Origin of the sequence: Kutzneria sp. CA-103260 (assembly GCF_018263855.1) — a bacterium.
Taxonomy (GTDB): Bacteria; Actinomycetota; Actinomycetes; order Mycobacteriales; family Pseudonocardiaceae; genus Kutzneria.
Map to the genome: position 1 here is coordinate 5,677,568 of NZ_CP073318.1, position 26,783 is coordinate 5,704,350.

General features: G+C 70.8%; 30 protein-coding genes. 15 read left to right on the top strand and 15 right to left on the bottom strand.

Annotation, left to right across the window (positions count from 1 at the left end):
* Positions 1 to 4: 4 nt before the first annotated feature.
* The 3 genes from JJ691_RS24690 to JJ691_RS24700 form a co-directional block, all read right to left on the bottom strand.
* Positions 5 to 766 (bottom strand): GAF and ANTAR domain-containing protein, encoded by a 762-nt coding sequence (locus JJ691_RS24690; RefSeq protein WP_211771078.1) that lies wholly within the window; start codon positions 764 to 766, stop codon positions 5 to 7.
* Between the two features lie 339 nt (positions 767 to 1,105).
* Positions 1,106 to 2,689, bottom strand: a complete 1,584-nt coding sequence (locus JJ691_RS24695) for an antibiotic biosynthesis monooxygenase (RefSeq protein ID WP_211771079.1) — start codon at positions 2,687 to 2,689, stop codon at positions 1,106 to 1,108.
* Between the two features lie 61 nt (positions 2,690 to 2,750).
* Positions 2,751 to 3,482, bottom strand: a complete 732-nt coding sequence (locus tag JJ691_RS24700) for an SDR family NAD(P)-dependent oxidoreductase (protein ID WP_211771080.1) — start codon at positions 3,480 to 3,482, stop codon at positions 2,751 to 2,753.
* An 86-nt stretch (positions 3,483 to 3,568) separates the two neighbouring features.
* Here JJ691_RS24700 and JJ691_RS24705 point away from each other — a divergent pair, with 86 nt between their 5' ends.
* Entirely contained in the window at positions 3,569 to 4,243 is a 675-nt protein-coding gene (locus JJ691_RS24705) for a GntR family transcriptional regulator (RefSeq protein ID WP_211771081.1), read from the top strand.
* Positions 4,244 to 4,301: 58 nt separating this feature from the next.
* Positions 4,302 to 5,015: a TetR/AcrR family transcriptional regulator gene (locus tag JJ691_RS24710; RefSeq protein ID WP_211771082.1), complete on the top strand. Its 714-nt coding sequence runs from the start codon at positions 4,302 to 4,304 to the stop codon at positions 5,013 to 5,015.
* On the opposite strand, the gene JJ691_RS24715 is transcribed toward JJ691_RS24710, so the two are convergent.
* Positions 5,000 to 6,466 (bottom strand): MFS transporter, encoded by a 1,467-nt coding sequence (locus JJ691_RS24715; RefSeq protein ID WP_306291381.1) that lies wholly within the window; start codon positions 6,464 to 6,466, stop codon positions 5,000 to 5,002. The two genes, JJ691_RS24710 and JJ691_RS24715, sit on opposite strands and share 16 nt — an antisense overlap.
* Positions 6,467 to 6,471: 5 nt before the next feature.
* Between JJ691_RS24715 and JJ691_RS24720 the strand changes: the two genes are divergently transcribed.
* Entirely contained in the window at positions 6,472 to 7,677 is a 1,206-nt protein-coding gene (locus JJ691_RS24720; protein ID WP_211764232.1) for an IS110 family transposase, read from the top strand.
* A gap of 60 nt (positions 7,678 to 7,737) precedes the next feature.
* Here JJ691_RS24720 and JJ691_RS24725 read toward each other — a convergent pair whose 3' ends face one another.
* Positions 7,738 to 8,607, bottom strand: a complete 870-nt coding sequence (locus JJ691_RS24725; protein ID WP_211771084.1) for an NmrA family NAD(P)-binding protein — start codon at positions 8,605 to 8,607, stop codon at positions 7,738 to 7,740.
* A gap of 11 nt (positions 8,608 to 8,618) precedes the next feature.
* Positions 8,619 to 9,386, bottom strand: coding sequence for an SDR family oxidoreductase (locus JJ691_RS24730; RefSeq protein ID WP_211771085.1), 768 nt, complete (start codon positions 9,384 to 9,386; stop codon positions 8,619 to 8,621).
* A 75-nt stretch (positions 9,387 to 9,461) separates the two neighbouring features.
* Between JJ691_RS24730 and JJ691_RS24735 the strand changes: the two genes are divergently transcribed.
* On the top strand, positions 9,462 to 10,034 hold the full coding sequence (locus JJ691_RS24735; RefSeq protein WP_211771086.1) for a TetR/AcrR family transcriptional regulator: 573 nt from the start codon (positions 9,462 to 9,464) through the stop codon (positions 10,032 to 10,034).
* Here the strand turns inward: JJ691_RS24735 and JJ691_RS24740 are convergent.
* Entirely contained in the window at positions 10,006 to 11,040 is a 1,035-nt protein-coding gene (locus tag JJ691_RS24740; protein ID WP_211771087.1) for a 4Fe-4S binding protein, read from the bottom strand. The genes JJ691_RS24735 and JJ691_RS24740 overlap by 29 nt on opposite strands.
* Before the next feature lie 164 nt (positions 11,041 to 11,204).
* Here JJ691_RS24740 and JJ691_RS24745 point away from each other — a divergent pair, with 164 nt between their 5' ends.
* The 5 genes from JJ691_RS24745 to JJ691_RS24765 all read left to right on the top strand — a co-directional run bounded on the left by JJ691_RS24745 (position 11,205) and on the right by JJ691_RS24765 (position 15,441).
* The gene (locus tag JJ691_RS24745) at positions 11,205 to 12,950 is read left to right on the top strand and encodes a serine/threonine-protein kinase (RefSeq protein WP_211771088.1); all 1,746 of its coding nucleotides are present in this window, start codon (positions 11,205 to 11,207) and stop codon (positions 12,948 to 12,950) included.
* Positions 12,950 to 13,471, top strand: coding sequence for a hypothetical protein (locus JJ691_RS24750; RefSeq protein ID WP_211771089.1), 522 nt, complete (start codon positions 12,950 to 12,952; stop codon positions 13,469 to 13,471). The genes JJ691_RS24745 and JJ691_RS24750 overlap by 1 nt, the downstream gene beginning before the upstream one ends.
* Positions 13,472 to 13,599: 128 nt before the next feature.
* Positions 13,600 to 14,124, top strand: a complete 525-nt coding sequence (locus tag JJ691_RS24755) for a PaaI family thioesterase (RefSeq protein WP_211771090.1) — start codon at positions 13,600 to 13,602, stop codon at positions 14,122 to 14,124.
* 52 nt (positions 14,125 to 14,176) lie between these two features.
* Positions 14,177 to 14,668 (top strand): PaaI family thioesterase, encoded by a 492-nt coding sequence (locus JJ691_RS24760; protein WP_211771091.1) that lies wholly within the window; start codon positions 14,177 to 14,179, stop codon positions 14,666 to 14,668.
* Positions 14,665 to 15,441, top strand: a complete 777-nt coding sequence (locus tag JJ691_RS24765; protein WP_211771092.1) for a LuxR C-terminal-related transcriptional regulator — start codon at positions 14,665 to 14,667, stop codon at positions 15,439 to 15,441. Before JJ691_RS24760 ends, JJ691_RS24765 begins: the two co-directional genes overlap by 4 nt.
* Positions 15,442 to 15,448: 7 nt before the next feature.
* Here the strand turns inward: JJ691_RS24765 and JJ691_RS24770 are convergent, their stop codons facing one another.
* Both JJ691_RS24770 and JJ691_RS24775 read right to left on the bottom strand, forming a co-directional pair.
* A complete protein-coding gene (locus tag JJ691_RS24770) occupies positions 15,449 to 16,300 on the bottom strand; it encodes an alpha/beta fold hydrolase (RefSeq protein ID WP_211771093.1) in 852 nt (283 codons plus the stop codon).
* A 10-nt stretch (positions 16,301 to 16,310) separates the two neighbouring features.
* Positions 16,311 to 17,252, bottom strand: a complete 942-nt coding sequence (locus JJ691_RS24775) for a patatin-like phospholipase family protein (protein WP_211771094.1) — start codon at positions 17,250 to 17,252, stop codon at positions 16,311 to 16,313.
* Between the two features lie 76 nt (positions 17,253 to 17,328).
* On the opposite strand from JJ691_RS24775, the gene JJ691_RS24780 reads away from it, so the two are divergent.
* Positions 17,329 to 17,937, top strand: coding sequence for a TetR/AcrR family transcriptional regulator (locus JJ691_RS24780; RefSeq protein WP_211771095.1), 609 nt, complete (start codon positions 17,329 to 17,331; stop codon positions 17,935 to 17,937).
* Here JJ691_RS24780 and JJ691_RS24785 read toward each other — a convergent pair.
* On the bottom strand, positions 17,919 to 18,710 hold the full coding sequence (locus JJ691_RS24785) for a helix-turn-helix transcriptional regulator (RefSeq protein ID WP_211771096.1): 792 nt from the start codon (positions 18,708 to 18,710) through the stop codon (positions 17,919 to 17,921). The genes JJ691_RS24780 and JJ691_RS24785 overlap by 19 nt on opposite strands.
* Positions 18,711 to 18,759: 49 nt before the next feature.
* Here JJ691_RS24785 and JJ691_RS24790 point away from each other — a divergent pair, with 49 nt between their 5' ends.
* Positions 18,760 to 19,692, top strand: coding sequence for a DMT family transporter (locus JJ691_RS24790; protein ID WP_211771097.1), 933 nt, complete (start codon positions 18,760 to 18,762; stop codon positions 19,690 to 19,692).
* Between the two features lie 27 nt (positions 19,693 to 19,719).
* On the opposite strand, the gene JJ691_RS24795 is transcribed toward JJ691_RS24790, so the two are convergent.
* On the bottom strand, positions 19,720 to 20,193 hold the full coding sequence (locus tag JJ691_RS24795; protein ID WP_211771098.1) for a hypothetical protein: 474 nt from the start codon (positions 20,191 to 20,193) through the stop codon (positions 19,720 to 19,722).
* An 88-nt stretch (positions 20,194 to 20,281) separates the two neighbouring features.
* On the opposite strand from JJ691_RS24795, the gene JJ691_RS24800 reads away from it, so the two are divergent.
* From JJ691_RS24800 to JJ691_RS24815, 4 genes are all read left to right on the top strand, one after another.
* Entirely contained in the window at positions 20,282 to 20,671 is a 390-nt protein-coding gene (locus JJ691_RS24800) for a PPOX class F420-dependent oxidoreductase (protein WP_211771099.1), read from the top strand.
* 72 nt (positions 20,672 to 20,743) lie between these two features.
* Positions 20,744 to 21,220, top strand: a complete 477-nt coding sequence (locus JJ691_RS24805) for an SRPBCC family protein (protein WP_249228160.1) — start codon at positions 20,744 to 20,746, stop codon at positions 21,218 to 21,220.
* A gap of 54 nt (positions 21,221 to 21,274) precedes the next feature.
* Complete coding sequence (locus JJ691_RS24810) at positions 21,275 to 22,141, top strand: sigma-70 family RNA polymerase sigma factor (protein WP_211771690.1); 867 nt, start codon at positions 21,275 to 21,277, stop codon at positions 22,139 to 22,141.
* 112 nt (positions 22,142 to 22,253) lie between these two features.
* On the top strand, positions 22,254 to 22,826 hold the full coding sequence (locus JJ691_RS24815) for a nuclear transport factor 2 family protein (protein ID WP_211771101.1): 573 nt from the start codon (positions 22,254 to 22,256) through the stop codon (positions 22,824 to 22,826).
* 1 nt (position 22,827) lies between these two features.
* Here the strand turns inward: JJ691_RS24815 and JJ691_RS24820 are convergent, their stop codons facing one another.
* The 4 genes from JJ691_RS24820 to JJ691_RS24835 all read right to left on the bottom strand — a co-directional run bounded on the left by JJ691_RS24820 (position 22,828) and on the right by JJ691_RS24835 (position 26,725).
* Positions 22,828 to 23,241, bottom strand: a complete 414-nt coding sequence (locus JJ691_RS24820) for a VOC family protein (protein ID WP_211771102.1) — start codon at positions 23,239 to 23,241, stop codon at positions 22,828 to 22,830.
* A 77-nt stretch (positions 23,242 to 23,318) separates the two neighbouring features.
* A complete protein-coding gene (locus tag JJ691_RS24825) occupies positions 23,319 to 24,029 on the bottom strand; it encodes an SDR family oxidoreductase (RefSeq protein ID WP_211771103.1) in 711 nt (236 codons plus the stop codon).
* 1 nt (position 24,030) lies between these two features.
* Complete coding sequence (locus JJ691_RS24830; protein ID WP_211771104.1) at positions 24,031 to 24,885, bottom strand: DUF427 domain-containing protein; 855 nt, start codon at positions 24,883 to 24,885, stop codon at positions 24,031 to 24,033.
* A 16-nt stretch (positions 24,886 to 24,901) separates the two neighbouring features.
* Positions 24,902 to 26,725, bottom strand: a complete 1,824-nt coding sequence (locus JJ691_RS24835; protein ID WP_211771105.1) for a Na+/H+ antiporter NhaA — start codon at positions 26,723 to 26,725, stop codon at positions 24,902 to 24,904.
* Positions 26,726 to 26,783: the final 58 nt, after the last annotated feature.

Genomic DNA, 26,783 nt, shown 5'->3' on the forward strand with positions numbered 1-26,783 from the left:
TGCACTACCCATGTTCATCGTCGCGGCTCCGGTGGATGCCCGGCGCGTCATTCGGCCGCAGTCTCAGCACGCCCCCGATGACGTCGTCAGCGACATCGGACAACCGTCGGTCGGTGGCATAGGCGTGGCCGCGCAGCCGCAGCAACGCCTCGGCGAGCGTGCAGCTCAGCTGCACCGAGACCATGCCCGTGGCCTGGTGCACGGTCTGCCAGCGACCGTGGAACTCGTCGACCGCGAGCGCTTCCTCATCCAGTGCGCCGGCCTCGACCACCTGGTTGATCAACTGGCTGGTCATCACCTCGGCGAACGCCAGCGCCAAGTCCAGTTCGTCACTGGAGAGCGCGCCCTCGCGTGCCCGGTAGACCTCCAGCACGCCGACCGTGATCTGCCCCATCAACAAGGGGAACGCGAAGACCGCGGACACCGACTCAGCCGCCGCGTCGGGGCCGAACACCGGCCACCGCGCGAGGAGCTGCTGATGGGACAGGTCCGCGACCAGAACGGGCAGGCCGTCGCGCACGGCCGTCAGAGCAGGTCCCTCCCCGAGGGTGATCTGGAGTTCGATCATCCGCTCGACGGTGTCGGTGGTCGCGCAGGCGGGCTCCGCCACGCCGAGGTCACCGAGCAGGTACACACCGACGCCGAGCGCACCGAGCCACTCGTGGCACACGGAGGCGACATGACGCACCGATACCGGGGTGCCTTCGGCCCGCGCGCGGGCGCGCGCCTCCTGGTAGATGCTCTCCGGTTCCTGCTCGATAACCACGCGCGCCGCCTCCCCAGCACCCTCGACCCTGTTCGTGCAGCCACATTGCGGTTGGCGACGCTAGCTTCGGAATCAGGACACCGACCAGAGCCGAAATGCTGTTCGCGAACACTGCTTTTGTCCCCAGCCGGGCACGGTCAGCCCGATGAGGCCGAACGGGTGGCGATCAGGATCAGCAGGCCGGTCACGGTCTGCTCGCCGAGCGGCAGGGGAACGCGCAGCCGGAAGAGCACGATGTAGCCGGCTTTGACCGCGCAGCAGATGACGCCGACGAACTCAGCGAGTGGCAGCCGGCCGGCTGACGACGGGTGCCCTCGACGGCGTCGAGGGCACCTGCGTTCACCGTTCGCGGCGGCCGCGGGCGGTGGCCAGGGGGTCGCCGTCGGTGCGCGGGACCTCGATGTCGCCGAACAGTTCCCGTTGCTGCGCCGGGGACAGACCCTCGGCCGAATCGGACGGCTGCTCGGAGCCGCGGGAGCGTTCCGATGCCTGGGCACGCTCCGGCTCGGGCTGCTGGCGGCGGTTCCACCAGCGGCGGCTCCGCTCCCGGTCGGCCGATCCGCTCCGACCGGCCGGCCGGACTCCCGGCTGTTCCCACTGGGACTCGGTCGGCTGTTCATGGTTGCCGACGGCCCGCTGGGCGGCTTCGCGCAGGGCGGCCTGGCGCTGGGCTTCCTGTTGGGCCGCTTGCTGTTGCGCTGCCTCGCGCCGGGTGGCTTCCTGTTGTTCGGCCTCCCACAGGGCGATCTCCTGCTGGGCCGCCTCGCGCTGGGCGGCTATCCGCTCGTCGATCTCCCGTTGGGTGGCATCCCGTTGGGTGGCCTGACGCTGGGCTCGGTCGCGCTGGGCCGCCTCGCGCTGAGCGGCTTCACGCTGGGCCGCTTGCACCGCCTCATATTGGGCGGCCTGTTGCTGTTCGGCCTCCCACAGGTCCATCTCCCGCTGAGCCCGTTCCCACTGAACGGTGCCGGGCCGGGGCAGTGGCTGGGAGTGCGGCACCGGCGACTGCGGGCTCGGGGCCGGGCCCCAGCCCGACTCCCGGGCGACCAACTCCCGGAACTCCTCGTCCCACTGGTCCGGCGCCCATTGGGCCGAGGCCCGCTGGGGCCGTTCGACACGGGGACGCTCGACGCGGGGCGGCTCGGGTGGCAGCTGCTCACCGTGCGGCCGCTCGACTCGGGGCCGTTCCAGTCGGGGCGGCTCCGGCAGGGGCTGCTCCACGTGGGGTCGTTCGAACTGGGCAGACCGCTGCTGGGCAGCGTCTCGCAGCCGCGCGGCGCTCATCACCTGCGTGGCATCCACCGGGGCGGTCTCAGCGTTGGCCACTGCGTCCTGCGGCCGCTGGTGCTGGCCGGACATCTGTTGGCCGGACATCTGCTGGGCGGCGTCCCGCAGCCGGGCTGCGCTCATCACCTGGGTGGCATCGACCTGGGCCACCGCCGGTTCGACGTTGGGTTCCTCGACATGGGTTCGCGCATGCTGGCCGGACCGCTGCTGGGCGGTGTCCCGCATCCGAGCGGCGTCCATCACCTGCGTGGCATCGGCCCGAACAGCCTCGGTGTGGGCCGCCTCCCGCCGACGGCGTCCCCGACCGGCGGGGGCGGCCACCGGCGGCTGTTGTGGAGCGGCCTGTGCTTCGCCGACCTCGCGCTTGGCGTCGGAGCGGGTGGCGAACTTCTCGACGTACTCGATCCAGCGGGCGTAGGCGTGCGACTGCTCCCACTCGGCCAGGGAGTCCTCGTCGTCGAAGCGGTAGAAGATCTGCCAGTCACGGCCGGTCGACGAGGTGCCCATGACCCCGGCGCCGAGGTAGCCCCGCTGCCCCGCCGCCGTGCCCAGTAGCGCGGTCGCCGACACGGAGAACTGGCTCGCACGCCCGCGACGCACCTCATAGCTGAGAGTGACGGTGATCGGCCCGCTCATATCCGCGGCACACCCCTTTCCAGGCATCCGGGTGTGTTTACGCGGGCGCGACCGGATCGGTTCAACGGGCGGCGTAAGCGCCACCGTTGACGTGGACCACCTGGCCGGTGAGGTGGCCGGAGTCGGGGCGGGCCAGGAAGAACACCGCCTCCGCGACCTCGCCGGGCGTGCCCGGCCGGCGGTTGAACGCGGCGGAGACCCGGGCGGCGACCCAGTCCTCGGACACGGTGCCGGCGAAGAACTCGGTGTCCAGGGTGACGCCGGGGGCCACGATGTTGGCGGTGATCCCACGGCCGCCGAGCGTCCGGGCCGTCTCGACGTTCCACGCCTCCAGGGCCGCCTTCGCCGCGCCGTAGGAACCAGATCCCTGTTTCGCCGCGATCGAGCCGATGGTGACCAGGCGGGCCCCGTCGGTCAGTCGCGGCTTGAGCGCCTCGGTGACCAGGACGGTGGTGAGCACGTTGGCCTCGTAGTTGGCCCGCCACGCGTCGGCCAGGCCGGCCAGATCGCCGGCGACGACGGCGGGGCGGCGGCGGTCGGTGTTGCCGCCGGCGTTGTTGACCAGCACGTCGACGCGGGCCGGCAGCTGGTCGAGCGCGGCCTGGACGGCGGCCGGGTCGGCGGCGTCGAACGCGACGTGGGCCACGCCCAGCCGCTCGGCGGTGGCCGCCAGCACGTCCGCACGGCGTCCGGTGATCGTGACGTCGTGCCCGGACCTGGCGAACAGTTCGGCCGCGGCGGCGCCGATGCCGGTGCCGCCGCCGGTGACGACAACAGTGCGCTTGGAGGTCATGGCGGAAGTCTCGACGCCGAGCGTTCGAGGTGTCAAGAGATGTTCGAAATTCAAGCGCCATGTCGAAGTTGTGTAGGCTGCCGGCCATGCCCACCAGCGCGAAGACCCGCACGGACGAGGTGCTCGACCGGGTGCGCGCCGACATCCTCGGCGGTCGCCTCGCCCCCGGTGAGCGGCTCAAGTTCGCCCCGCTGTGCCAGGCCTACGACGCCAGCGTCGGGCTGCTGCGGGAGGTGCTGAGCCGGCTGGCCGAGCAGGGTCTGGTGCTGGCCAGCCCGCAGGTGGGCTTCCAGGTCACGCCGATCTCCGTCGACGACCTGCTGGACCTGACCAGCACGCGGATGGACATCGAGGGCCTGGCGCTGCGACGCGGCATCGAACGCGGCGACACGGCCTGGCGGGCCCGGCTGGTGGCGACCCACTTCACCCTCGCCGACACGCCGCGCCGCGACCAGGCCGACCCGACCCGGGTCACACCGGCCTGGGAGATCGCCCACGCGGACTTCCACGACGCGCTGCTCTCGGGCTGCGGCAGCCCCCGCCTCTACGCCATCGCCACCGCGCTGCGCACCAGCGCGTGCCTGTACCGGCGCTGGTCGGAGGCGATCGACGCCACTGACGCGGCGCGTGATCCGGCGCTGGAACACGCCACGATCCTGCGGCACACCATCGACGGCGAGGCGGACGCGGCCGTGGCCGCCCTCGCCGCGCACATCGAGCTGACCACCACGTTGATCGTGGCCTCCCGCAAGTCGCCCTGAACGCCGACGTTGACGCTCCGGCCAGCGGAAACTACCGTCCTGACTTGACATTCACGTCATGAGGGAGCGGTGGATGCCCGGGCGGGACGACGAGCGCGGCGAGCGGATCCTGGACGCCGCCGCCGAGTTGGTGCTGCGCTGGGGCTACAAGCGGGTGACCATCGAGGATGTCGCCAAGCACGCCGGCATCGGCAAAGGCACTGTCTACCTGCACTTCCGCAACCGCGCCGAGCTGTTCGTGAGTGTGCTGGTGCGGGAGTCGGTGGCGATGACCGCCGACATGCTGGACGCGCTGCGGCGGGATCCGGTGATGATGCTGCCGGCCGAGCAGGCGCAGATGGTCTACCTGGGCGTGATGAAGCGGCCGCTGCTGCGGGCCATGTTCAGCCGGGACGTGGAGATCCTGGGCGATCTGGCGGCGGATCCCACCATCGCGCCGCTGCGGCGGGTGAAGATCGACCTGTTCGGCGACATGTTCCAGGTGCTGCGCGAGCACGGCCTGGTCCGCACCGACCAGGACCTGGAGAGCCAGCGCTACCTGATGACCGCCGTGCAGACCGGGTTCTACCTGGCGCGGCCGATGCTGGGGGCGTTCGCCGACACGCACAGCGACGAGGCCACGGCGAAGTTGTTGGCGCACACCGTCCGCGAGTCGCTGCAGACGCCCGGCCAGCCCGATCCCGAGGTGTTGCAGGCACTCGCGCCCAAGATGACGGCCATGCTCACGGACTTCCACCGGGCGCTGGCCGCCACCGTTCACGGCGAGGGCTGACGCACGTTCGTCACGGCCCGGACCGAGGGCAGGGCCAGCACCACGGCGCTGGCCACCAACTGCCAGCCGACGCCGACCGCGAGCACGGCGCCGATGCTGGTGGCGCCGGCCACCACTCCGGCCACCGCCAACCCGATCGGCCCCAAGGCGTAGGACCCGAACGAGACGTAGGAGTTGACGCGGGACAACGCCTCGGCCGGCACCTGCTGCTGCACGGTGGTGGACCACAAGGTGTTGAACACCGCGCCGGCGCATCCGGCGCCCGCCGCGCCGACCACCACGAGCGCCAACGGCAGGCCGGCCACCAGGCAGGCCGAGGGCGCCGCCCACAGGAACGAGACGGCGGTGGCCACGGCCAGCGGTCGGCGGGGCCGCCGGCCCAGCAGGGCGAACCCGGTGACCATGGCCCCGATCCCGTAGCCGGCCATGATCGCGCCCCACGCCCCGGCCCCGCCGTAGTGGGCCTGCGCCGAGGCCGGTCCCAGCACCAGATATGGCGCCCACACCAGGAGGTTGAACAGGGCGAACTGAGTGGTGATGGCCCACAGCCAGGTCCGCGAGCTGAACTGGGTCCAGCCCTCACGCAGCTGCGTCAGCAGTGAGTCGCGGTGGCCAAACGCCGTCGCTGGCACCTTCAGCAGGGCCAGGCCCACCACGCTGAGGGCGTAGCTGAGCGCATCGACGGCCAGCACCGCGGGCGCGCCGACCAGGGCGACCAGCACGCCGGCCAGCGCCGGGCCGGCGATGCTGGTGGCGGATCGGGACAGCCCGATCAGGGCGTTGGCCTCGTGCAGATATTCGCGTGGGGTCAGCGCCGGCACGAGTCCTTCCAGCGACGGGGTGAACAGCGCCTCACCAAGCCCGCCGATCGCGGCCAGCGCCATCACCGCGCCCAGCGGCGGGTGGCCCAGCGCGAACAACAGCGCCACACCGCCCTGGCTGACCGCCCGGACGCCGTCGGCGGTCAGCATCACCAGCCGGCGCGGCAGGCGGTCGCCGAGCACACCGCCGCCGACCAGGAACAGCACCAGCGGCACGATCCGCGCCGCCAGCACATAGCCCAGGTCAGCCGGTGAACCGGTGCTGCCCAGCACCGCGAACGACAGCCCCACCGAGGCCATCGCCGACCCCAGCAGCGATCCGGAATAGGTCACGAAGAACAGTCGGAAACGACTGTCCCGAAACGGCGCCAACCGACCCTTCGACGCACGCAGCATCCGGCCTCCCCCGTTACCTTTTTCGTAGCTCCTGATCAAGGAGTCGTGGTCGCCAGGCCCGGCATGACTAACGCCCCCAGTCGAACCCATGATCCGGGGGGTGGTGTCACCGGACCTGGTGGCATCGAAGGACCGCTGATAGGGACACGGCCGCCCACCGGGCAGGTCTCGTCGTAACGTGGGTGCCGGCCATCGATGCTCGACCGGCGACCACACACAACGAACGGACGGCATGACGGATGACCAGCGATTTCGGGGTGTTCCTCGGCCTGGACGTCGGCAAGGACGCCCACCACGCCGTCGGCCTGGACCCTGCCGGCAAGCGGCTGCACGACGCCCCCCTGCCCAACAGCGAACCCAAACTCCGGGCGCTGTTCGACAAACTCGCCACCCACGGCCCGCTGCTGGTCGTGGTCGACCAACCAGCCACGATCGGCGCGCTGCCGGTCGCGGTCGCCCGCGCCGCCGGCCACCAGGTCGCCTACCTGCCCGGCCTGGCCATGCGCCGCATCGCCGACCTCTACCCCGGCAAGGCCAAGACCGACGCCCGAGATGCGTTCATCATCGCCGACGCCGCCCGCTCGCTGCCGCACACCCTGCGCCCAGTCGACGTCGGCGACGACGCCCTGGCCGAACTGGAGGTGCTGGTCGGCTTCGACGACGACCTGGCCGGCGAAGCCACCCGCATCGGCAACCGCATCCGCGGCCTGCTCACCGGCATCCACCCCGCACTCGAACGCGCAATCGGCCCCAGGATCAGCCACCCGGCCGTGCTGGAGATCCTGTCCCGCTGCGGCGGCCCCACCGGAATCCGCGCCGCCGGACGACGCAAAATCACCGCTATCGCCACCGCGCACGCACCCCGCATGGGCGACAAACTGGTCACCGCGATCCTGACCGCGCTGGACGAGCAGACGGTCACCGTCCCGGGCACCGCCGCAGCCGACACCGTGCTGCCCCGCTTGGCTGACAGCCTGAAAACCATTCTCCAGCAACGCAAACAGGTCGCTGCCGAAGTCGAGGAGATACTCGACACGCACCCTCTTGCCGGGGTCCTGATCTCGATGCCCGGCATCGGGGTCAGGACCGCCGCCCGGATCCTGCTGGAGATCGGCGACGCCTCGGCGTTCAAGTCCTCCGGCCACCTGGCCGCCTACGCCGGCATCGCACCGGTCACTCGCAGCTCCGGCTCCTCGATCAAGGGCGAGCACCCCGCCCGGACCGGCAACCGCAAACTCAAACGCGCGTTCTTCCTGGCTGCGTTCGCCGCGCTGTCCGACCCCACCAGCAGGGCCTACTACGACCGGAAACGGGCTGAGGGCAAGAAACATAACGCCGCCCTGATCTGCCTGGCCCGGCGCCGTTGCGACGTGGTCTACGCGATGCTGCGCAACCGCTCCTACTACCGGAATCCCGAACCCGTCCCCGCCGCAGCCGCGGCTTGACAACGACATAGGGACACCCCCCCAGGCGGCTTCACTGAAGCCATCCTGCCACGGAAAGGCTTACCGCACGGCGAACTGGTCGCGGTTGCGGTCCACGAAGGCTTCCACGGTCAGGGGTTCGACGCCGGTCACCGTGCGGACGATGTCGTTGGTGCCGGCGAAGATGCCGTTGCGGTAGTCGACAGCGACGTTCGCGAGGTGCTGGATGCGGTGGGGGTTGTGGCCCTGACGCGCGAGGTCGGCTCGGAACTCGTCGATGGAGATCGGCACGTAGGTGAACGGAGTGCCCAGGGTGCGGCTGACGGCGTCGGCGATCTGGTGGTGGTCGAGCTCGACCGGGCCGTGCAGCGGATAGGTCTTTCCGGCGTGGGGCCCGGGATCGGCGAGAATCGCGGCGATCACGCGGCCCTGGTCCTCGGCGGCGATGGGGGCGTGCCGGGCGTCGGCGAAGGGCAGCCGCAGCTCGCCGGCGGCGTGGTCAGCGAAGATGTACAGCCACTCGGCGAAGAACGTGGGCCGCAGATGGGTGACAGCACCGGGGAAGTGGTCGAGCAGGCGTTCGGACAACCAGTGCTGGCGGGCGGCGTTGCTACCGGCGTCACGGCGGGCCGATATCTGCGACATGTTGACCAGGGCGCGGACGTCGTTGTCCTCGGCGGCCTGGAGCATCGTGGCGGTGGCGTCGAGCAATCCGGGCGCGATGGGGTGCACGAAGTAGGCGGCGTCGATGCCTTTGGTAGCACGGGAAACGGCGTCGAAGTCGAGCAGGTCGCCGACGACGATGTCCACGCCGTCAGCGGCGAGCCGCGCCGAGCGGTCGTCGTCGTGATGGACCAGGGCCCGAACCTCGTGGCCCTGCTGGAGCAGCGTGGCCACCGCGCCGCCGCCGGTGCGACCGGTGGCCCCGGTGACGAGAATGCGTTGTGACATCAGGATTCTCCTTACCAGTTGAGTTCGGCGAGCCGGAACGGCTTGTCCTCCGGGGCCTGCTTGCGGGCCTGCAACGCCCGCTCGGCCGGCGACCCGGCCGGCACCCGCAGCGGCGGATCGGGGTGCTCGATCGTGTCGGCCACGGCGGCTGCGACTTCCTCTGCCGTGACGACTTCGCCCCGCAGAGCACCGAGTTGTTGGTACAGCGGCAGATACGGGTCGTCGTCGGTGAAGAAGGACGGAGCCCCGGAGGCGCCGTCGGTGGCGACCGCGCCGGGCTGGACGATGCTCACCTTGACGCCGAAGTGGCCTGCCTCAAGGGCAAGGCCCTCAGCCAGCGCTTCCAGCGCCCATTTGCTCGCGCCGTAGGGTGCGATGATCGGCAGCACCAGCCGCCCCTGGACGCTGGAGACGAACACCAGCCGACCCGCTCCCCGCTCGCGCATCGCCGGCAGCACCGCCTGGGCCACCCGCAACGCGCCGAAGGTGTTGAGCTGGAACAGTTTCTCGACCTCGGCCAGCGGCACGCCCTCCAGCGGCGCGCGGACCGTGGCGCCGGCGTTGCTGACCAGCACGTCGACCTCCCCGGCGGCCGCGACGGCCCGGTCGACGCTGTCCTGATCGGTGACGTCGAGGCGTAGCCGCTGGTCGACGGGCAGGTCGGCCAGCGCCTCCGGCTGGCGGGCGGTGGCGATCACCCGATGGCCTCGACCAGCCAGTTCGACGGCGACGGCCCGGCCGATGCCCCGGGACGCGCCGGTGATGAGCACAGAAGACATGCCTCCATGCTATGTCGTACGGCATACATGTCAACAAGCTATGTCGTACGACATACCTTCAGGTAGAATCGGGGCATGGCAGGCCGACGGTCCGACGCGAAGCAGAAGATGGTGGTCGCCGCCCGGCGGCTCATCCGCGAGCGGGGCTACCACGCCACCGCGCTCTCCGACGTGCTCGAACTGAGCGAGGCCCCGCGCGGCTCGGTGTACTTCCACTTCCCCGGCGGCAAGTCCGAGCTTGCCGTGGAGGCCGCGGAACAGCACACCCGGGAGCAGATCGACCACATCGAGCAGGCCGAGGCCTCCTCCCCCGCCGGCCTGGTCCGCTCCTACCTCGACCAGGCCCGCGAGCGGCTGGTGGCCAGCGACTACCGCGAGGGCTGCACCATCGCGCCGATCGTCATCGAGGGCGAACTCGGCGACCTCGGCGGTCGGCTGTTCACGATGATCATCGAAGCCATGGCCGCCCGCCTCGAAGCCTTGGGACTGGACGGCGACGCCGCCGGCCGGCTCGCCGAGGCGGTGGTCACCGGCGCGCAGGGAGCGCTGGTGACCAGCCGCGCGCTGCGGAGCCCGACCCCGTTCGACTCCGTGCGAGCGGCGCTGGAGAACCTGGCGGTCAGCGCGGAGGCCGATGCCCGCCGGTGACCTCGATCGTGAGCTTGTGCGGGAACCGCTTCTCCACGTGCGCCTTGGCTTCGGAGTCGGCCAGCACGTAGATCGGCTCCACCTTGTCCTGCAACGGCTTCAGCACGGTGTCCATGAAGGCCCGCCGGTCGTCCAGGTAGGGCGGCAGCACGTCCTCGCCGGCTGGGCAGACAGCCAGGCAGTAGGCGGCCTTGTAGTTGGGCTTGAACGTCAGGCTCTGCCACATCGAGGCGTTCTCGGAGTCGCTGACCCGGTCCCGGAACTCCTCGCCGTCCTTGCTGTCGGCGATGGTCTCCACCCATTCGGTGAAGCCACCCATGAATTCCCGGTAGTTGTGGGTGGAGCAGGCCATCCAGTCGAACCCGCCGTCCTTGCTGATGGCGCCGACCGGACAGGCGGCGACGCACAGCTTGCACTCCAGGCAGGGGTTGTAGTCCAACTGCTGGCCATGCTCGCTGATCTCGGCGGCGACCAGGATGGTGCCGAGCAGGATGAAGTTGCCGTACTTGGGGTGGATCACGTTGCGGTGGATGCCCATCGCGCCCATGCCGGCGGCGACGGCGATCGGCTTGTGGGCGACCACCCAGATCCGCCCGGGGTACCGGCCCATCTCCATCGGGAACGCGATCGACGGGTTGATGGCCCGGTGGCCGGCGTCCTCCAGGGCCCGCACGATCCGGTACGCGGCCTCGTTGAGCACTTCGCCGGTGCGGTGGAACTCCTGGTTGGCGACACTGCGCGCCGGTGAGCGCACGTTGTCGCGGTTCATCCGGGCGACCAGACAGATGTAGCTGCGAGCCCCGGGCAGCGCGTGTTCGGCGTGCTCGACCTCGCTGCCGAGGTCGGGATGGTTCAGCGGCACGAAGCCGACGTCGTCGACGCCGGCGTCCAGGCACAGCTTGCGCAGCCAGTCCGCGTCGATCACCGGCGCCGGGGTGTCGGCCGGCCGTTCGCGCACGGCCCGCACCGACGGGTGGTTCTCCAGGCGTGCCGGGATTTTCGCCATGCCGACCTCCAGTGGGTCCAGTTTTGCTACTCACTCGCGGCCCAGCCTGGCAGAGTCAGTTGGAAAAGACAACTCTCGATGTCCAGACGGGAAACCGACCGAGATGGTCTGAAGGGGGCAACAGCGGTGCCGCCAATGGTCGCAGTGCAATAGGGTCTGCGGGCGTGGAGGCGAACCAGCTCATCGCCGGGCGGTACCGCCTGGGCGAGAAGGTGGGAGCGGGCGGGAACGCGGTGGTCTGGCTGGGGGTGGACACCAAGCTGAACCGGCGGGTGGCGCTGAAGCGGGCCTCGGCCAGCGAGGAGAGCGGTTCGGCGCGGACGCGGCGGCTGCGCCGCGAGGCGGAGATCCTGGCCGGCCTGAACCATCCGAACATCGTCACGCTGCTGGACGTGGAGCCGGACGGCGACAGCGTGTGGCTGGTGATGGAGTACGTCGAGCTGAGCAGCCTGGACCGGCAGGGGGTGCTGCCACCGATCCGGGCCGCGGCCATCGGCGCGCAGGTGGCGCGGGCGTTGCAGGCGGTGCACGCGGCCCACATCGTGCACGGGGACGTGAAGCCGCAGAACATCCTGGTCGGCGACGACGACCACGCCAAGCTGAGCGACTTCGGCAGTTCGGACGCGGCGGAGTCGGAGGTGACGGTCTCCGACGCCACGCTGGTGCCGGGCACTCCCGGCTATGTGGCGCCAGAGGTGGCCGACGGCCGGAATCCGTCGCCGGCCTCGGACGTGTTCTCCTTGGGGGCCACGCTGTTCGCGGCGGTCGAGGGCGTTTCCCCGTACGGCCAGGCCAATCCGAGGGCCCAGCTGCGGCGGGCGATCGCCCGTAGCGTCGCCACGCCCAAGCAGGCCGGCCCGCTCACGCCGGTGCTGGCCGAGCTGATGGCCCCGGACCCGGACAGCCGGCCGACGGCCGAGCACGCCCGCCAACTGCTCGAAGCCGTCGCCACCGGACGGCCGCCGGTCGCGATCCGCAAGCCCCGCAAGCGTTCCCGGCGGGTGCTCCGCTGGGTGGTGCCCGCAGCCGTTCTGGTTGTCGTGACAACAGTGGCGGCGATCGTGTTGCTTCCCCACGACTCCCCCGACATTCTGGCCGACCAGCGCGGCCCCGATCCGTGCGCGCTGCTCGACACGAAGGCGCTGGGGCGGTTCGGCACCACCGACCTGAACCCGTACTACGGCGACTTCGCCCGCTGCGACGTGCTGATCAACCCCGGTTCCAGCCAGGTCGACGTGAAGGTCGAGTTCGGCAACACGCCGCCGCCCACGGGGCAGGTGCAGACCATGAGCGGCGTGACCGTGGTGACCAGCCCGGTCAGCGGCGGCCAGTGCGACCGGACCCTGCCCCTGCCGCGCGGCAACATCGACATCACCGCCAAGGTGGACGAGGGCAACGGCCCGGTCAACCTCTGCGAGATCGCCGACACGGCCACGGCCAAGGCGGTGTCGGTCGTGGCCGCGGGCGCGATCCCGAAGCGGACGGCCCAGCTGAACCCGAAGTCGCTGTTCTACTCCGACGCCTGCACCCTGCTGGACAACGACGCGCTCAGCCTGTTCCCCGGCGTGGACGCGCTGCACCCGCAGCCGGACTTCGGCAACTGGGGCTGCGTCTGGCAGAGCACGACCAAGCGGGAGCAGTTGACCCTGCGCTTCGACCGCGACTCCCCGCCGAATGCCTCCGACGGGCAGCCGCTGGAGATCGCCGGTCACGCCGCGTTCGACAAGGGCAACTACTACGGCGACGGGTCGTGCGAGATCGCCGTGGTCGCCGACCAGTTCCGCGACGGCGACGACACGCCCAAGGACGAGCTGCTGCTGGTCGTCGTGGCCGGCGACCTGCCGCAGGACCAGATGTGCGCCCAGGCCCGGACGCTGGCCGCGCCGGCCGTGGCCAAGCTCCCGCGGTAGTGGCCAGCACCGGGATCGGGGACCGCTCCCGAGCGATCGTGCGGCTGCCCGGCTCGCGGCTGCTGTTCCCGGAGGACGAGCCGATCCCGCTGGCCGAGGGCTACACGCCGCTGTTCGTGCACGGGTCGAGCGGCCGCGAGCACGTGATGGAGATCTTCGTCGCCGGCCCGGAGACCAGCCGGCCGTCCTCCCGGCACGCCGACCCCACGCAGCCGCCCAAGACCTACCGACTGTCCCCAGTGGAGCGACTGGTGCTGGTGGTGCTGGGCCAGCGCTACCTGATGCACGAGTCGTATCCGCAGCCGCTGTCGTACCTGCAGACCGCGCGGCACCTCGGTGAGCTGCAACCGGACGGCGGCTGGGGCGCCAAGCGCATCGAGCACCTGGTGGCCGGGGTGCGGGCCAAGCTGTCCCGGGAGGGCGTCGCCGGCCTGACCGCCGATGAGGTCGGCGAGCCGGTCGGCAACATGCTCAACCACAACCTGATCCGCGAGGGGCCAACTCCCCGCTGTGACCCGTGATCACCGGCGGCTACCCTCTTTCGAGGGTAGCCGCATTGCCTCGGGCCGTTCTCCGCGCCGATGATGTTAACGGTCGTTAACGCCACTCGGGTTGAGGCGCAAAGCCTTGTCAGCGCGGAGGATTCGCCATGATCGACAATCGGCTCGACGAGGAGCGCGGGACAGTCACCCGGGAGCGAACTCACGAGTGGGCCGATCCGCGCGAGCAGGCCAAGGCCGCCCACGGCATGGACGGCCTGGAGTTCATGCGCTTCCTGGTGCGGGAGGGCGGGATTCCGATGGGCAGCACCCTTGGATTCCGGGTCACCAAAGCTGATCCAGGCCGGGTGGTGATCACCTGCGAGGTCGGCGAGCATCTGTACAACCCGATCGGATCGGTACACGGCGGCGTCGCCGCGTCCCTTCTGGACAGTGTCGCCGGCAGCGCCGTGCACACCACACTGCCCGCCGGGACCGCCTACAGCAGCCTCGATCTGACCGTCCATTACCTGCGTCCGATCACCGCGGAAACCGGCCTGGTCCGGGCCATCGGCACGGTGCTCAACCGCGGCCGCCGAACCGCGCTGGCTCAGGCCGAGCTGCGCGACCCGGCGGACCGATTGCTGGCCCATGCCACCAGTTCCTGCATGTTGTTCCCGGTCGACGCCCCATAAAGTATGACGTCCGACAGTAGGATGTCCGAGCACATCGGAGTACGATCGCACCATGGCGCGAACCCGCACGTATACCTGGAACGACCCGCGGGAGCTGGACAAGCTCGGGCGCGGCATGGACGGCCTGGAGTTCACCCGCCACCTGCTCGACGCCGGCGAAGAGGGGCGGATGCCGATCGCCAGCACCATCGGGTTCCGGCTGGCCGAGGTCGAGCGGGGCCGGGTGGTGCTCGTCGGCGAGATCGGCGAGCACCTGTACAACCCCATCGGCATGGTGCACGGCGGCGTCGCGGCGACCCTTCTGGACAGTGCCGCCGGCAGCGCCGTGCACACGACGGTGCCGGCCGGCGTCGGCTACACAACCCTTGACCTGACGGTGCATTACCTTCGCCCCATCACCGCGGACACCGGCGCCGTCCGGGCCATCGGCACCGTGCTCAACCGCGGCCGCCGCACCGCCCTGGCCAACGCCGAACTGCGGGACTCGGCCGATCGGCTGCTGGCCCACGCGACCAGCTCCTGCATGGTGTTCGACCAGCCATGACCGGCGGCGATCCCGTTGCCCGCCAGGCGATCGACGAGCTGCTGCCGGACCGGCTGGAGCAGCTGCGCCGGGTGACCGGCATGCCGGTCGTGCTCGGCGGGGGCCTCGCCGACGGGCAACTGGTGCTCGACCGCCACCTGGGCACCGTCGGGGACGCCATGCACGGACTCGTTGTGCAGTCGGGAAAAGGGTTGGGCGGCAGCGTGTTGCGCCGCGGCACGCCGCTGCGGGTCAACGACTACGTGACCACGGCGGCGATCACTCACGAGTACGACCAGGCGGTGCGGGCGGAGCGGTTCACGTCCGTCTTCGCCGTGCCGGTCGTGGTGTGGGGTGAGGTCCATGGCGTCCTGTACGGCGCGGTGCGCGACCGCCGGCCGATCGGCGATCGAACCGTGCGCAGCGCCGTCGTGGTGGCCGAGCAGCTGCGGTCCGACGTCGAGAACCGGCTGCGCCGTGGCCGGGGCGCGCTGGCCGAGCTGGCGGCGATCATCCGTGACACCAGGGATCCGCGGCTGCGGGCCCGGCTGGTCCGGATCCAGCAGGAGCTGACCGGCCAACCGTCGCATGTGGACCCTCGCTCGCCGCTGTCGCCACGGGAGATCGACACGCTGCGACTGGTCGAGGTGGGCGCCAGCAACCTGGAGATCGCCGTCCGGCTCGGGCTGAGCCTGGAGACCGTCAAGGCCTACCTGCGATCGGCCATGCGCAAGCTGGACGTGCACAACCGGACCGCCGCGGCTCATCGGGCGCGGCTGAACGGCTTGCTCTGACCGGGTTTCACGCCGCGAAGTCGGCGATCAGCTTGGCCAGTTCGGCCGGCTGGTCCTCGGAGACGAAGGTGTACGAGTCGGCCACCGTGACCAGGCGGGCGTCGGGCAGCGTGGCCGCGAGCCGGTCGAACAGGTGGGCGGCGAAGATCCGGTCGTCGGCCGCGCGAACCAGCAGCACCGGCTTTCCGTAACCGGTCAGCTTCTCCGCGGCGGCCAGGGTGTGCCGGCTGTCCACGCCGAGCAGGAATCGCTTGAGGTCACGGCGAATCCGCCGGCTTTCCTTCGCCGGTCGCACGTACGAAGCCATGATCTCGGCCGGAATCCCGCTCTTGGCCAGCCACCCGAAGGTGTTCGGCCGGCGTTGCACGGCCGGCAGTGTCAGCAGCCGGCTGAGCAGGAACGCCGCGCCGGGCAGCCGCATCATCTTGGGCAGCGCGTTGAACGGTTCGGGGAAGAACTCCTCGAAGGCGTCGCACGGCGTGAGCACCACGTGGCCCAGCCGCTCGGGATTGTTGGCCATCAGGATCTGCGTGAGCGCGCCGCCGGTGTCGTTGGCCACCACCGTCACGTCGACCAGGTCGAGGGCGTCGAGGAACTCGGCGATCAGCCGGGCCACCCCGGGCGGCGTCAGGTCGGCGTCGGCCGCCATCGGCACCTGGTGCGCACCGAGCGGAAGATCCAGTGCCAGGCAACGGAACCCGGCGTCGACGAGCATCGGCACGACCTTGCGCCAGAGGTTGGAGTTGACCAGCAGGCCGTGCACGAACACGACCGGCGGGCCGGAGCCGCGCTCGGTGTAGGCGACCCGCCCACCGGGTAGGGTCGCGGTCTTGGCGGCGCCGAGGGCGGTGTCGGGCATTGTCGACCTCCTAGGTCGTCTCCAGTGGCTCTTCCACACAGCCGGCCAGCTCGGCCAGCGCCGCCTCCCGGCCGATGTCGACGGCCGCGCGCAGCACGTCCAGACGGCGCGATGTGCGGCCGATGTTGGTACTGCCCAGCGGCGGCCGGATCTGCAGCGTGGCCGGATGCGAGGCCAGCAGCCGCTCCTCCTCGGCGCGGAGAATGTCGTGGCGTATCCAGGAGTCGAGCGTTCCCGGGGCGTGCCGGGCGAACCAGCGCGAGGCCACCAGACGTTCGAGGCGGGACGGGGCCGACGAGGTCTCGTCGGCGCGCATGGTGCGCAGCGCGACGATGTGCGTGGCCCCCTGGGCCAGCGCCGACCGGATCGGCACCGACTCGCTCAGGCCGGCGTCCACATAGGACCGGCCGTCAATCTCGATCGGATGGCCGGCCAGCACCGGCATCGCCGTCGAGGCCAGCAGCGCGGTCTGCACACTGGCCTGGTCGCGGAGGTGGCCGTGCAGGTCGACGGCCTTGCCGGTGTGGGCGTCGGTGGCCATCGGGTGGAACTCCACCGGGTTGTCCAGGATCTCCCGGAAGCCCATCGGCATGACCTCGGTGTAGACGGTGTGCACGAGGTAGCGGGTGTCCACCACCGGCTGCCGGCGCAGGGCCCGGCCGACGTTGATGGTCGTGCCCATGATCACCGGGTCCCACCACGCGTGCTGGGTTTTCTCCGCCTGTCCGCACAGCAGCCAGGCCGCGTTCAGCGAGCCCGCCGAGCTGCCGTAGACCGCGTCGAACGCCGGCAACAGGCCCAGCCGCTCGATGGCGATGGTCATGCCGCTGGAGTACGCGCCGCGCGAGCTGCCGCCCTCGACCAGCAGCACCAGCCGCGCGTCGTCGTCGCGGTCGCCGGGCCTGCTGCCCCGTCGCCAGCGGTCACCAAGCAGCTCAAGAACGGTCTCCATACGGTCTTTATACACCTAACAGCGTTCCGTATCATTGTTCCGTAACGACTGTCACCCCTGGTGGTAAGCTTGCGGGATGCCCCGGGTGAAGCAGCGCACCGACGCCCTCCGCGAGCGCGGGCTGGCCAGCGCCATGGCCGTGCTGGCCGAGGAGGGCGTGGCCGGCCTGACCACGCGGACCGTGGCCCGGCGGGCCAACGCCTCGCTGCCGGCGATCTACGAGGTCTTCGGCGACAAGGCCGGGCTGGTCCGGGAGGTCTTCATCGAGGGCTTCCGGCTGCTGGCCGACGAGCTCGCCGCGCTCAACCCCACCGCTGACCCCCTGGCCGACCTGCGTCGCCTGGCCGACGCCTTCCGCCGGTTCCTGCTCGACCACCCGGTGCTGGCCCAGGTCATGTTCTCCCGGCCGTTCGCCGACTTCGACCCCACCACCGAGGAGGTCCGGGCCGGGGTCAAGGTGCGCAAGGTCTTCGTCCAGCACGTGCGCGCCGCCGTCGACGCCGGTCTGCTGGTCGGCGACCCGACCGACATCTCCTTGCTGTTCTTCGTTTTTGTCGAGGGACTGGCCGGGGCCGAGGGGGCGCAGCGGCTCGGCGGCTCGCGGCAGTCGGTGGACCGCCGCTGGCGGCTGGGGCTCGACGCCTTCCTGGCCGGTTTCGGTCCGGCTCAACGACGGCGCGCATAGCGCGCTGGACTCACACCCAACATTCGCTTGAAGTGGCGGGTCAGGTGCGACTGGTCGTAGAACCCCACCTCCGCGGCCACCGACCCGGCCGGTAGGCCGGACAGCAGCAACTGCCGGGCCAGTTCCACGCGCCTACCGGTCAGGTACAGGTGCGGTGGGATGCCGAAGCGGCGGGTGAAGGCCCGGACCAGGTGGGCGGGATGGGTGTGCAGCAGGCCGGCCGCCTCGTCGAGGGTGAGGCCCGTGGTCAGCCGCTCGTCCAGCAGGTCGTGCAGGTCATCGGCGACGCCGCGAGGCGGTGGGGCCACGCGGGTGGGGTGGCGGCGCAGGTGCGTGCCCAGGCGGTCGACGATCAGGGCCAGGCGGCTCTGCGCCTCGAAGGACTCGCCGGGCTGGGCCAGGGTGCCGTGCAGGCGGCTGACTCGCTGCCACAGCAAGGAATCGGCCAGGTTCGGACGATCCGTGGCCGCGCCGATCAGATCGGCGTCGAGGGCGTCCTCGGCCAGGTAGATCACCCGCTTGCGGAAGCCCTGTGGGGCGGCGGTCCGGCCGTCGTGGGGAATGTGCGGCGGCAGCAGCACAACCTGGGACCGCAGCGTGCCGTGGTCGTGCCGGTCCAGGTCGAACCGCAGCACGCCGTCGTCGAGGATCAGCAGCGTCCACACGGTGTGGGTGTGCACCGGGTAGGCGTGCCGCAGGAAGTGGGCGTGGAAAACCTCGGTGACGCCCGGGACTTCGGGCCGCCACGCGCTGACCGCGGACTCGCCGACCATGTCAGGAACGTACAAGACTCCGGCGGTGATCGGCAGGAGCATGTGACATGTGGAACGACGCGGCGCACATCTCTACCTGCTCATCACGATGGTCCTGTTCGGGTCCGGGTTCACCAGTTCCAAGGTCGTGGTCGGGCAGCTGCCCCACGACGTGGCGGCGATGCTGCGATTCGGTGGCGGCGCGGTCATTCTCGCGCTGCTGCTGTGCTTACGCCCCGGCCCGGGCCGGTTCTCCTGGCGGGAGCTGGGGATTGCCGGCTCGGTCGGGCTGATCGGCGTGTTCGCGTACAACTTTTTCTTCTTCTGGGGCGTCTCCCTGGCCCCGGCCATCGACGGCAGCGTCATCGTGCCGGTGCTGAGCCCGGTGCTGACGGCCATCGTTTTCCTTGTGACCGGCCGGGAATCCGCCTCCTTCGTGCGGGTGGCCGGCCTGACGCTCGGCGTCGCCGGGGCAGTGGTGTTCTTCCTCGGCATCGGTGGCGGCGGGCTGACCGGCTCGCGCCTGGCCGGCGACCTCATCTACCTGGTGGCCGCGGCCTGTTGGGCCGCCTACAGCATCGCCTCGAAGAAGGTGCTGGGTGGGATGGAACCGCTGCGCGCGACGACGTACGCCACCGGGATCGGCGCGCTGGCCTTGACCCTGACGGCGATCCCGTCACTGTCCACTGCGGACTGGGCCGCGGTGCAACCGTCCACTTGGGCCAACGTCGTCTTCCTGGCCATCGGACCGACCGCCGTCGCCTACCTGTTCTACTACCGCGGACTCCGCTCGGTCAGCCCGGTCACCGCCACCGTCACCATGTTCACGGTGCCCGTTTTCGGCACGTTCTTCTCCGTGCTGTTCCTGCACGAGTCGTTCACCGGGGTCCAGGTCGTCGGCGCGCTGATCACCATCGCCGGCGCGCTGCTGGCCGTCGCCCACCGCCCGGATCTTCGCCCAGGACGCCGTCTACGCCCCGCTGGCGCCGGTCCGCGGCCGTGACGCGATCCTTCGGCCTGGTCAAACCCGTCAGGCCGTCTTGCGCAGGGTGACGTCCATCGACCGGCTCCAGCTCACCCCGTCCGCGCTCGCCTCGTGCCGGGCGATCTGGGTCGCGCCACCGTCGGCCAGCGTCACCGTGCAGCGGGTCCGCTCCCCGATCCACCGCAGCTCGTCCCCGTCGATCTCCAGCCGGGACCGGTGCACGTTGCCGAAGCTGTCGTAGAAGGTGGAGAAGTAGGCGTCCCCGTCCACGCCGATCATCTCGATGCCCCCGACCCCGGTGTCCCCGATCCGGCCGAACGCCGTGTGCACCACGAAAAACCCGCCCAGCGCCCACTCGTACACGTCACTGGTCAGGATCGGCGCCCCGCCCGCCGTGCGGCCCTCGTTGATCCAGTTCCCGATCAGCACCCCCAGCGCCTCGTGCCGCTCGTCCCGCACCGGCACCGCCTGGTCCGTCTCCTGCATCCCCGCGGCGACATTGACAACACGCTCAGACATGACTGCTCCCTCGGTTCCGGTGGTCACGCCCTAAGGTCGGAGGCGTCGCGGCCGTATCGACATCGGCCGCCCATGGGGAGGAAAGTTCATGACCATTGTGCCGGAATCGCACCTTGACCTGCTGGAACGGCCCATCTACGGCCATTTCGGGACCCGCCGTCCCGACGGCTTCATCCAGGTCAACCCGATGTGGTTCCTGTGGGACGGTTCGCACATCCGGCTCACCCACACCACCACCCGCCAGAAGTACCGCAACATCGCCGCCGACCCGCACGTCTCTCTGTCGGTCAACGACCCCGACCAGCCGTACCGCTACCTGGAGCTGCGCGGCACCGTCGTCGCCGTCGAGCCCGACCCCGCCGGCGAGTTCTTCCAGACCCTGGCCCGCCGCTACAGCCTCGACCGCTCCGGCCCGCCCGGTGACGCCGCCGACCGCGTCGTCCTGGTGATCGAGCCCACCGCCGTCAGCTTCCAGTAGCCGGAACCCGCGCTGCGACGCGACGCCTCCCGCTCCCGACGGCGCGGGAGGCGTTGGCCTATGTTGGCAACCGTGGACGAACGCATCGAAATCGCCAGAACGATCCCGGCCGAGGCGGCGGAGGTATTCGCCGTGCTGGCCGACCCGCAGGGCCATGTGGCCATCGACGCCTCCGGCATGCTGATGGACGCCGAGGGCAAGCCGGTGACGGCGGTCGGCGACCGGTTCCTGGTGCACATGGACCGCGAGGGCCTGGGCGACGTGCCGCTGGGCCGATACGACGTGACGGTGGTCATCACGGCGTTCGAGCCGGACCGGGAGATCGCCTGGTCCATCGAGGGCACGATCAAGCCGCCGATCGGCCACGTCTACGGCTACCGCCTCGAACCGGTCGACGGCGGCACGCTCGTGACCTCCTACTACGACTGGTCCGGCATCAGCGACGAGTGGCGTGCGCGGGGCATCTTTCCGGTGATCGACCAGAAGTCGCTGCGGGCCACCCTCGGCATCCTGGAGCGCACGGTCCGCCGGGGCTACCCGCGCGGCTGACCCTGTCATGAAAGTCCGCTCCGAATCGTCATCAGCAAGGACGGACGGAGAGGACTGACAGTGGACGAGTTTCTGGCCGAGCGGTTCGAGTCGCACCGGGACCGCCTGCGCGCGGTGGCCTATCGGATGCTGGGTTCGGTGACCGACGCCGAGGACGCGGTGCAGGAGTCCTGGCTGCGGCTGGCCCGGACGGACGCGGACGAGGTGGCGAACCTGGGGGCGTGGCTGACGACGGTGGTCAGCCGGGTGTGCCTGGACATGCTGAAGTCCCGCAAGGTCCGCCGCGAGGAGTCGCTGGACACGCACGTGCCGGATCCGATCGTGGCGGCGGCCGATCCGGATCCGGCCGAGGAGGCGGTGCTGGCCGACTCGGTGGGCCTGGCGCTGCTGGTGGTGTTGGAAACGCTGACGCCGGCCGAGCGGCTGTCGTTCGTGCTGCACGACATGTTCGGCGTGCCGTTCGACCAGATCGCGCCGATCGTGCGGCGCAGCACGGCCAACGCCACCCAGCTGGCGAGCCGGGCCCGCCGCCGGGTCCGCGGCGCGGCGCTGCCGGACGCGGACCTGCCGGCGCAGCGCGAGGTGATCGAGGCGTTCATGGCAGCGTCTCGGGCCGGCGATTTCGAGGCCCTGGTCGCGGTGCTGGACCCGGATGTCGTGCTACGGGTGGATTTCGGCCCCGCCGGCCCGTCGAAGCTGGTGCGCGGCGCGGCCAACGTGGCCTCGCAGGCGCTGCTGTTCTCCCGGGGTGCGGCGACGGTGCGGCCGGTCGTCATCAACGGCCAGGCCGGCGTGGTCCCGATGCCCGGCGGCCGGCCCGCCGCGGTGTTCTGCCCGACGGTGCGCGGCGGCCGCATCGTGGAGATCAACATCCTGGCCGACCCGGACCGGTTGGCCCGGCTCGACCTGCCTGGTGAGTAACTACGTAGTTCTCGCCGACGCATGCCCCGCCCCCGCCACGGCAAGGTTCTTCTCGGCACCGACGGTGCCGGACCGGCAACCCCGGCCCCGTGATCCCGGAAGGACCTCTGCCATGTCTCGCGTCACTCGCCGCCGTGTCACCGCCACCGCCCTCGTCGCTGGTGTCGCGCTCACCACAGGGATCGCGCTCACCGCCCCGTCCGCGTCGGCGGTGCCGGCCCAGGAGGCTGCCGCGGCCCAGCGCCAGCATCTGCCGCGGCTCGCCCAGCAGTGGGTCAACGCCTGGAACACCGGCGACGGCGCGGCGATGGGCGCACTGTTCGCCCCCGACGGCGTCTACACCGACCACGCCTTCCAGGCCGCGTTCACCGGGCCGGCCGGCGCGAAGCTGTGGGTGGAGCTGACCATGCGGAGCATCGCCAACGCCAAGGTCACGGTCAAGAACGCGTTCTGCTCGGGCGACAACATCGCTGTGACGTGGACGTTCAGCGGGACCTTCACCGACAAGGCCGCGCTGACCCCGCCCTACAGCGCGGCCGGCAAGTCCTTCGCCGTGCCGGTGAGCACCGTGATCACCACGCGCCACAACCTCATCACGGCGGTCGACGACTACTACAACCTCGCCGACGTGCTGCGTCAGGTCGGGCTGCCCGCCGGCCCCTTCACCCCGCCCAGCATGGGCTGAACTACTTCTCCTGGATGATCCAGGTGTTGCCGTCGGGGTCGGCGAAGTCCAGGAAACTGGCGTACGGCCGGCGTTCCGGGTCGACGCCGGGCGCGAAGTCGCCCTGCCAGTCGGCGGACGCCTTGTGCCGCAACGGACTGACCGGCACACCCCGCCCGGCCAGCTCCCGGTGGGCGGCCTCGATGTCCGACACCACAAGGTAGTTGTCCCGGGCGGAGCCGGGTTCGGCGTCGGTGAGGCCGACGCCGAACTGCACGGAGGCGGCGGAGCCGGGCGGGGTGAGCTGCACGACCCGGAACCGGTCGTTGGGCCCGTAGTCCACGTCCAGCGCGAAGCCGACCTGCTCGGTGTAGAAGCGCAGGGCCCGGTCCACGTCGGAGACGGGCAGGGTGAGCACCTCGATGCGGAAGTCCATCACTGGCCTCGCTTGATGACGATGGGCGGGATCGGGCCGAGCACGGGAACGACGATGGTGGTCATGGCCAGCACTCCTCACACGAGCGGTTCGCCACCGTCGATGGCCAGCGAGACGCCGGTCATGAAGGTGGAGTCGAGGGCGAACAGGACAACACCGGCGATGTCGTCGACGGTGCCGATGCGGCGGGCCGGGCTGGTGGCCTCGCGGTTGGCGAACAGGGCGGACTTGGCCTCGTCGCCGAGGGCGTCGTAGGCGCCGGAATCGATGGTGCCGGGCGAGACGGCGTTGACCCGGATCGGCGCGAGTTCTACGGCCAGGCCGCGGACGATGGCGTCGACGGCGGCGTTGGTGCCGCCGACGGCCAGCATGCCGGGCATGGCCTTGCGCGCCGAGGCTCCGGAGAAGAAGACGAACGAGCCGTCGGCCGGCATACGGGGCGCGAAGTGCTTGGCCAGGAAGATCGGGCCGACCGCCTTGACGCTGAACGAGGCGAGAACGGCCTCGTGGGTCAGGGCCTGGGCGGTGCCGCGGGCCCGCGCCGAGGCGGTGGACACGACGTGGTCGACGGCCCCCAGCCGCTCGGCCAGTGCGGCGATGCTGGCCTCGTCGGCCAGATCGACCTGCTCGGCGGTGATGCCGGGGTCGGCGTAGGCGGCGGCCAGCTTGTCCCGGTCACGGCCGGCGACGACAACCTTGGCCCCGGCGGCGCGGACGGCCAGCGTGATGGCGCGGGCGATGCCGCTGCCACGGCCGACGACCAGGACGGTGCGGTTCTCGAGAGACATGTCAGTGGCCCTTCTGGTTCAGTTCCTCGGGGTCCAGGCCGCGGTCGATGCCATGCGGCACAACGCTCTGCCCGGGTTCCAGGGTCTGCTTCCGGTCGTCCAGCCAGACGTCCACGACGTCCGGCTCGAAGGAGATCCAGCCGGACACGGCCTCGACCTCCGGCCACGCCTCCGGGTAGCCCCAGGCGGCGCGCTTGCGCGAGCCGATGTCGTAGTAGCTGGCCAATCCCTTGTACGGGCAGAAGGTCTGGCCGTCGACCGGGGTCAGCGCCGACTGGTCGATGTCCTCGCGCGGCACGTACCAGCGGGGCGCGAAGCCCGACTCGTACAGGGCCAGCGGGTGGTGGGTGTCGGCGACGACCCGGTCGCCGTCCTTGACGACGAGGTGCCGCGAGGTCTTGCGGATGTCGATCCGGTGGTACATGTCGGCGGCGTGGCCGACGATCCGCTCGTCCTCCTCGTAGAAGGCATCCATGGCCCGCCAGGCGAAGGCGACCCGGTCCCGCAGGATCGCCGCGTGGGCCGGCAGATCGCTGAATTGCCAGGCGGCGTGCGGCACACCGTTCACGGTGAACCACGCGGTGGCGCCAAGATCCTTGTGTTTGGTGGTCCGGGTTTCCGGAGCCAACACGCCCTCGGACACGTCGGCCAGCGGGAAGTACGCGACCGGGTAGCGCCCCGGCTCGTGCAGCAGGATCACGTCCTCGCTGTCGGCGATCCACTCACCGCCGAGCCGCACCCGCATCCGCCGGCGCAGCGGCTCGGCGAACAGCAGGCGCTCCGGCAACGGCTGTTCGGTCAAGAAGTGCCCGACCGCCTTGCCGGCCAGCGGTCCTTGCTGCCATGCCAGTCCCATGACTTCGTCTCCTCTGCTAGACCGTCGCGAACGCGACGGCGTGGGTCCGTGCGGCCTGGATGACGTCGTTGAGGGCGGTCAGGTCCTGCGGCCCCTCATGACGCCGGCCGTTGATGAAAAACGTTGGTGTGCCGGCAACTCCGGACAGATCGGCCGATTCGACGTCCTGCGCCACCTTGACCGCGGTGGCGCGGCGGCGCAGGTCGTCGCGGAAGCGCTCGACGTCCAGCCCCAGCAGTTCCGCGTACGTGGTCAGATCGTCCGGGGCGAGGTCGGTCTGGTTGGCCAGCAACATGTCGTGCATGGCCCAGAACTGGCCCTGCGCGCCGGCGGCCTCGGCCGCCTCGGCGGCCAACTGGGCGTGCGGGTGCACGTCGGGCAGCGGCAGGTGCCGCCAGACGTAGCGGATGTCGTCGTTGTCGGCCAACAGTTCCCGGGCGGTCGGCGCGGCCATGCCGGTCCACGGGCACTCGAAGTCCCCGTACTCGACCACGGTCACGGCGGCGTCCTCGGGGCCGCGGACATGATCACGGGCGACGTCGACCGGCGGCACCAGATCCGTGAGCTGGCTGGACTTTCCCACCAGCAGGCGGGTCCGCAGCCCGACGGGCAGCGCCGCGGTCACCCGGTAGACGACCAGGCTCAGCAGCGCCGCGCCGACGGCCGAGGCCAGCACGCCGGTCTTGGCCTGGTCCAGCTGCGGGCCGGTGAAGGCCAGGTCGGCGATCAGCAGCGACACCGTGAAACCGACACCGGCGATCGCGCCACTGCCCAGAACCGCCGCCCAGCCGACCGACGGCCGAAGCTTTCCCTTGCTCAGCACGGTGATCAGCCACGACGTGGCGACGACGGCGATCGGCTTGCCGAGCACGTAGGCGGCGAAGATGCCGATGGCGACCGGCGTGAACAGCTGCTCCGGGTCCAGCGTGATCCCGGCGTTGGCCAGTGCGAACAGCGGCACCACGACGAAGCTGGTGGCGCGGTGGAACGCGTGCTGGAGCCGGGCGTTGGCCGACAGCGTGGAGTTCAGGCCCATCGCCGCCGACCGGGCCAGCTCGGGCGTCGGCTGCTCGCGGAACAGGCGGACCAGGGTCGTCGCCTCGGTCAGTGCGACCCGCTTGGGCAGGTAGGCCGAGGTCGCGAGGCCGGCGGCCAGACCGGCGACCACCGGGTCGATGCCGGAGGCCAGCAGCCCGCCCCACACCGCCACGGTCATCACCGCGAACACCGCCAGCCGGCGCCGGCCGAGCAGCACGCCCGCGTAGGCGAGGCCGGCGACGGCCAGGCCCAGCGGCTTGACGTCACCGCTGTAGGCCACGGCGATGACCACCAGCGCGACGATGTCGTCGACGACGAACACCGTGAGCACGAACTTGCGCACCCGGTCCGGCACGCCGCGGCCGACGACGGTGAACACGCCCAGGGCCAGCGCGGTGTCGGTGGACATCGCCGCGCCCCAGCCGTGCGCGCCGGGGCCGCCGCCGTTGACGCCCAGGTAGATCAGGACCGGGAGCGCCATGCCGACCAGGCCGGCGGCCGCCGGCAGGATCAGCCGCCGGTGGTCGCGCAGGTCGCCGAGGTCGATCTCGCGCCGCGCCTCCAGGCCGACGACCAGGAAGAACAGGGTCATCAGGCCGCTGTTGACCCAGTCTCGCAGGCTCAGCGCCACCCCAAGTGGACCGAACTGAACCGTGCAGTTCAGATTCCAGAAGTGCGCGTAGCCCGCCGGGGCGAGGTTGGCCCAGGCCAGGGCGGCCGCGATGGCGGCGACGAGCACACCCGCGCCGGCCGACTCGGCCCGGAGAAACATCCGCGCCGGCCCGGGCGGGGACATCGTCATCGCCATCATCTCTAACCCCTTAAGCTCGCTTGACTGGTTAGACTCAAGCATGGTCTGA

Coding starts and splice junctions, on each gene's coding strand:
- JJ691_RS24695 (WP_211771079.1), bottom strand. CDS start 2,689: ATGAGCGGGCCGATCACCGTCACTCTCAGCTATGAGGTGCGTCGCGGG.
- JJ691_RS24700 (WP_211771080.1), bottom strand. CDS start 3,482: ATGACCTCCAAGCGCACTGTTGTCGTCACCGGCGGCGGCACCGGCATC.
- JJ691_RS24705 (WP_211771081.1), top strand. CDS start 3,569: ATGCCCACCAGCGCGAAGACCCGCACGGACGAGGTGCTCGACCGGGTG.
- JJ691_RS24710 (WP_211771082.1), top strand. CDS start 4,302: ATGAGGGAGCGGTGGATGCCCGGGCGGGACGACGAGCGCGGCGAGCGG.
- JJ691_RS24715 (WP_306291381.1), bottom strand. CDS start 6,466: ATGCCGTCCGTTCGTTGTGTGTGGTCGCCGGTCGAGCATCGATGGCCG.
- JJ691_RS24720 (WP_211764232.1), top strand. CDS start 6,472: ATGACCAGCGATTTCGGGGTGTTCCTCGGCCTGGACGTCGGCAAGGAC.
- JJ691_RS24725 (WP_211771084.1), bottom strand. CDS start 8,607: ATGTCACAACGCATTCTCGTCACCGGGGCCACCGGTCGCACCGGCGGC.
- JJ691_RS24730 (WP_211771085.1), bottom strand. CDS start 9,386: ATGTCTTCTGTGCTCATCACCGGCGCGTCCCGGGGCATCGGCCGGGCC.
- JJ691_RS24735 (WP_211771086.1), top strand. CDS start 9,462: ATGGCAGGCCGACGGTCCGACGCGAAGCAGAAGATGGTGGTCGCCGCC.
- JJ691_RS24740 (WP_211771087.1), bottom strand. CDS start 11,040: ATGGCGAAAATCCCGGCACGCCTGGAGAACCACCCGTCGGTGCGGGCC.
- JJ691_RS24755 (WP_211771090.1), top strand. CDS start 13,600: ATGATCGACAATCGGCTCGACGAGGAGCGCGGGACAGTCACCCGGGAG.
- JJ691_RS24760 (WP_211771091.1), top strand. CDS start 14,177: ATGGCGCGAACCCGCACGTATACCTGGAACGACCCGCGGGAGCTGGAC.
- JJ691_RS24765 (WP_211771092.1), top strand. CDS start 14,665: ATGACCGGCGGCGATCCCGTTGCCCGCCAGGCGATCGACGAGCTGCTG.
- JJ691_RS24770 (WP_211771093.1), bottom strand. CDS start 16,300: ATGCCCGACACCGCCCTCGGCGCCGCCAAGACCGCGACCCTACCCGGT.
- JJ691_RS24775 (WP_211771094.1), bottom strand. CDS start 17,252: ATGGAGACCGTTCTTGAGCTGCTTGGTGACCGCTGGCGACGGGGCAGC.
- JJ691_RS24780 (WP_211771095.1), top strand. CDS start 17,329: ATGCCCCGGGTGAAGCAGCGCACCGACGCCCTCCGCGAGCGCGGGCTG.
- JJ691_RS24785 (WP_211771096.1), bottom strand. CDS start 18,710: ATGGTCGGCGAGTCCGCGGTCAGCGCGTGGCGGCCCGAAGTCCCGGGC.
- JJ691_RS24795 (WP_211771098.1), bottom strand. CDS start 20,193: ATGTCTGAGCGTGTTGTCAATGTCGCCGCGGGGATGCAGGAGACGGAC.
- JJ691_RS24800 (WP_211771099.1), top strand. CDS start 20,282: ATGACCATTGTGCCGGAATCGCACCTTGACCTGCTGGAACGGCCCATC.
- JJ691_RS24815 (WP_211771101.1), top strand. CDS start 22,254: ATGTCTCGCGTCACTCGCCGCCGTGTCACCGCCACCGCCCTCGTCGCT.
- JJ691_RS24820 (WP_211771102.1), bottom strand. CDS start 23,241: ATGGACTTCCGCATCGAGGTGCTCACCCTGCCCGTCTCCGACGTGGAC.
- JJ691_RS24825 (WP_211771103.1), bottom strand. CDS start 24,029: ATGTCTCTCGAGAACCGCACCGTCCTGGTCGTCGGCCGTGGCAGCGGC.
- JJ691_RS24830 (WP_211771104.1), bottom strand. CDS start 24,885: ATGGGACTGGCATGGCAGCAAGGACCGCTGGCCGGCAAGGCGGTCGGG.
- JJ691_RS24835 (WP_211771105.1), bottom strand. CDS start 26,725: ATGACGATGTCCCCGCCCGGGCCGGCGCGGATGTTTCTCCGGGCCGAG.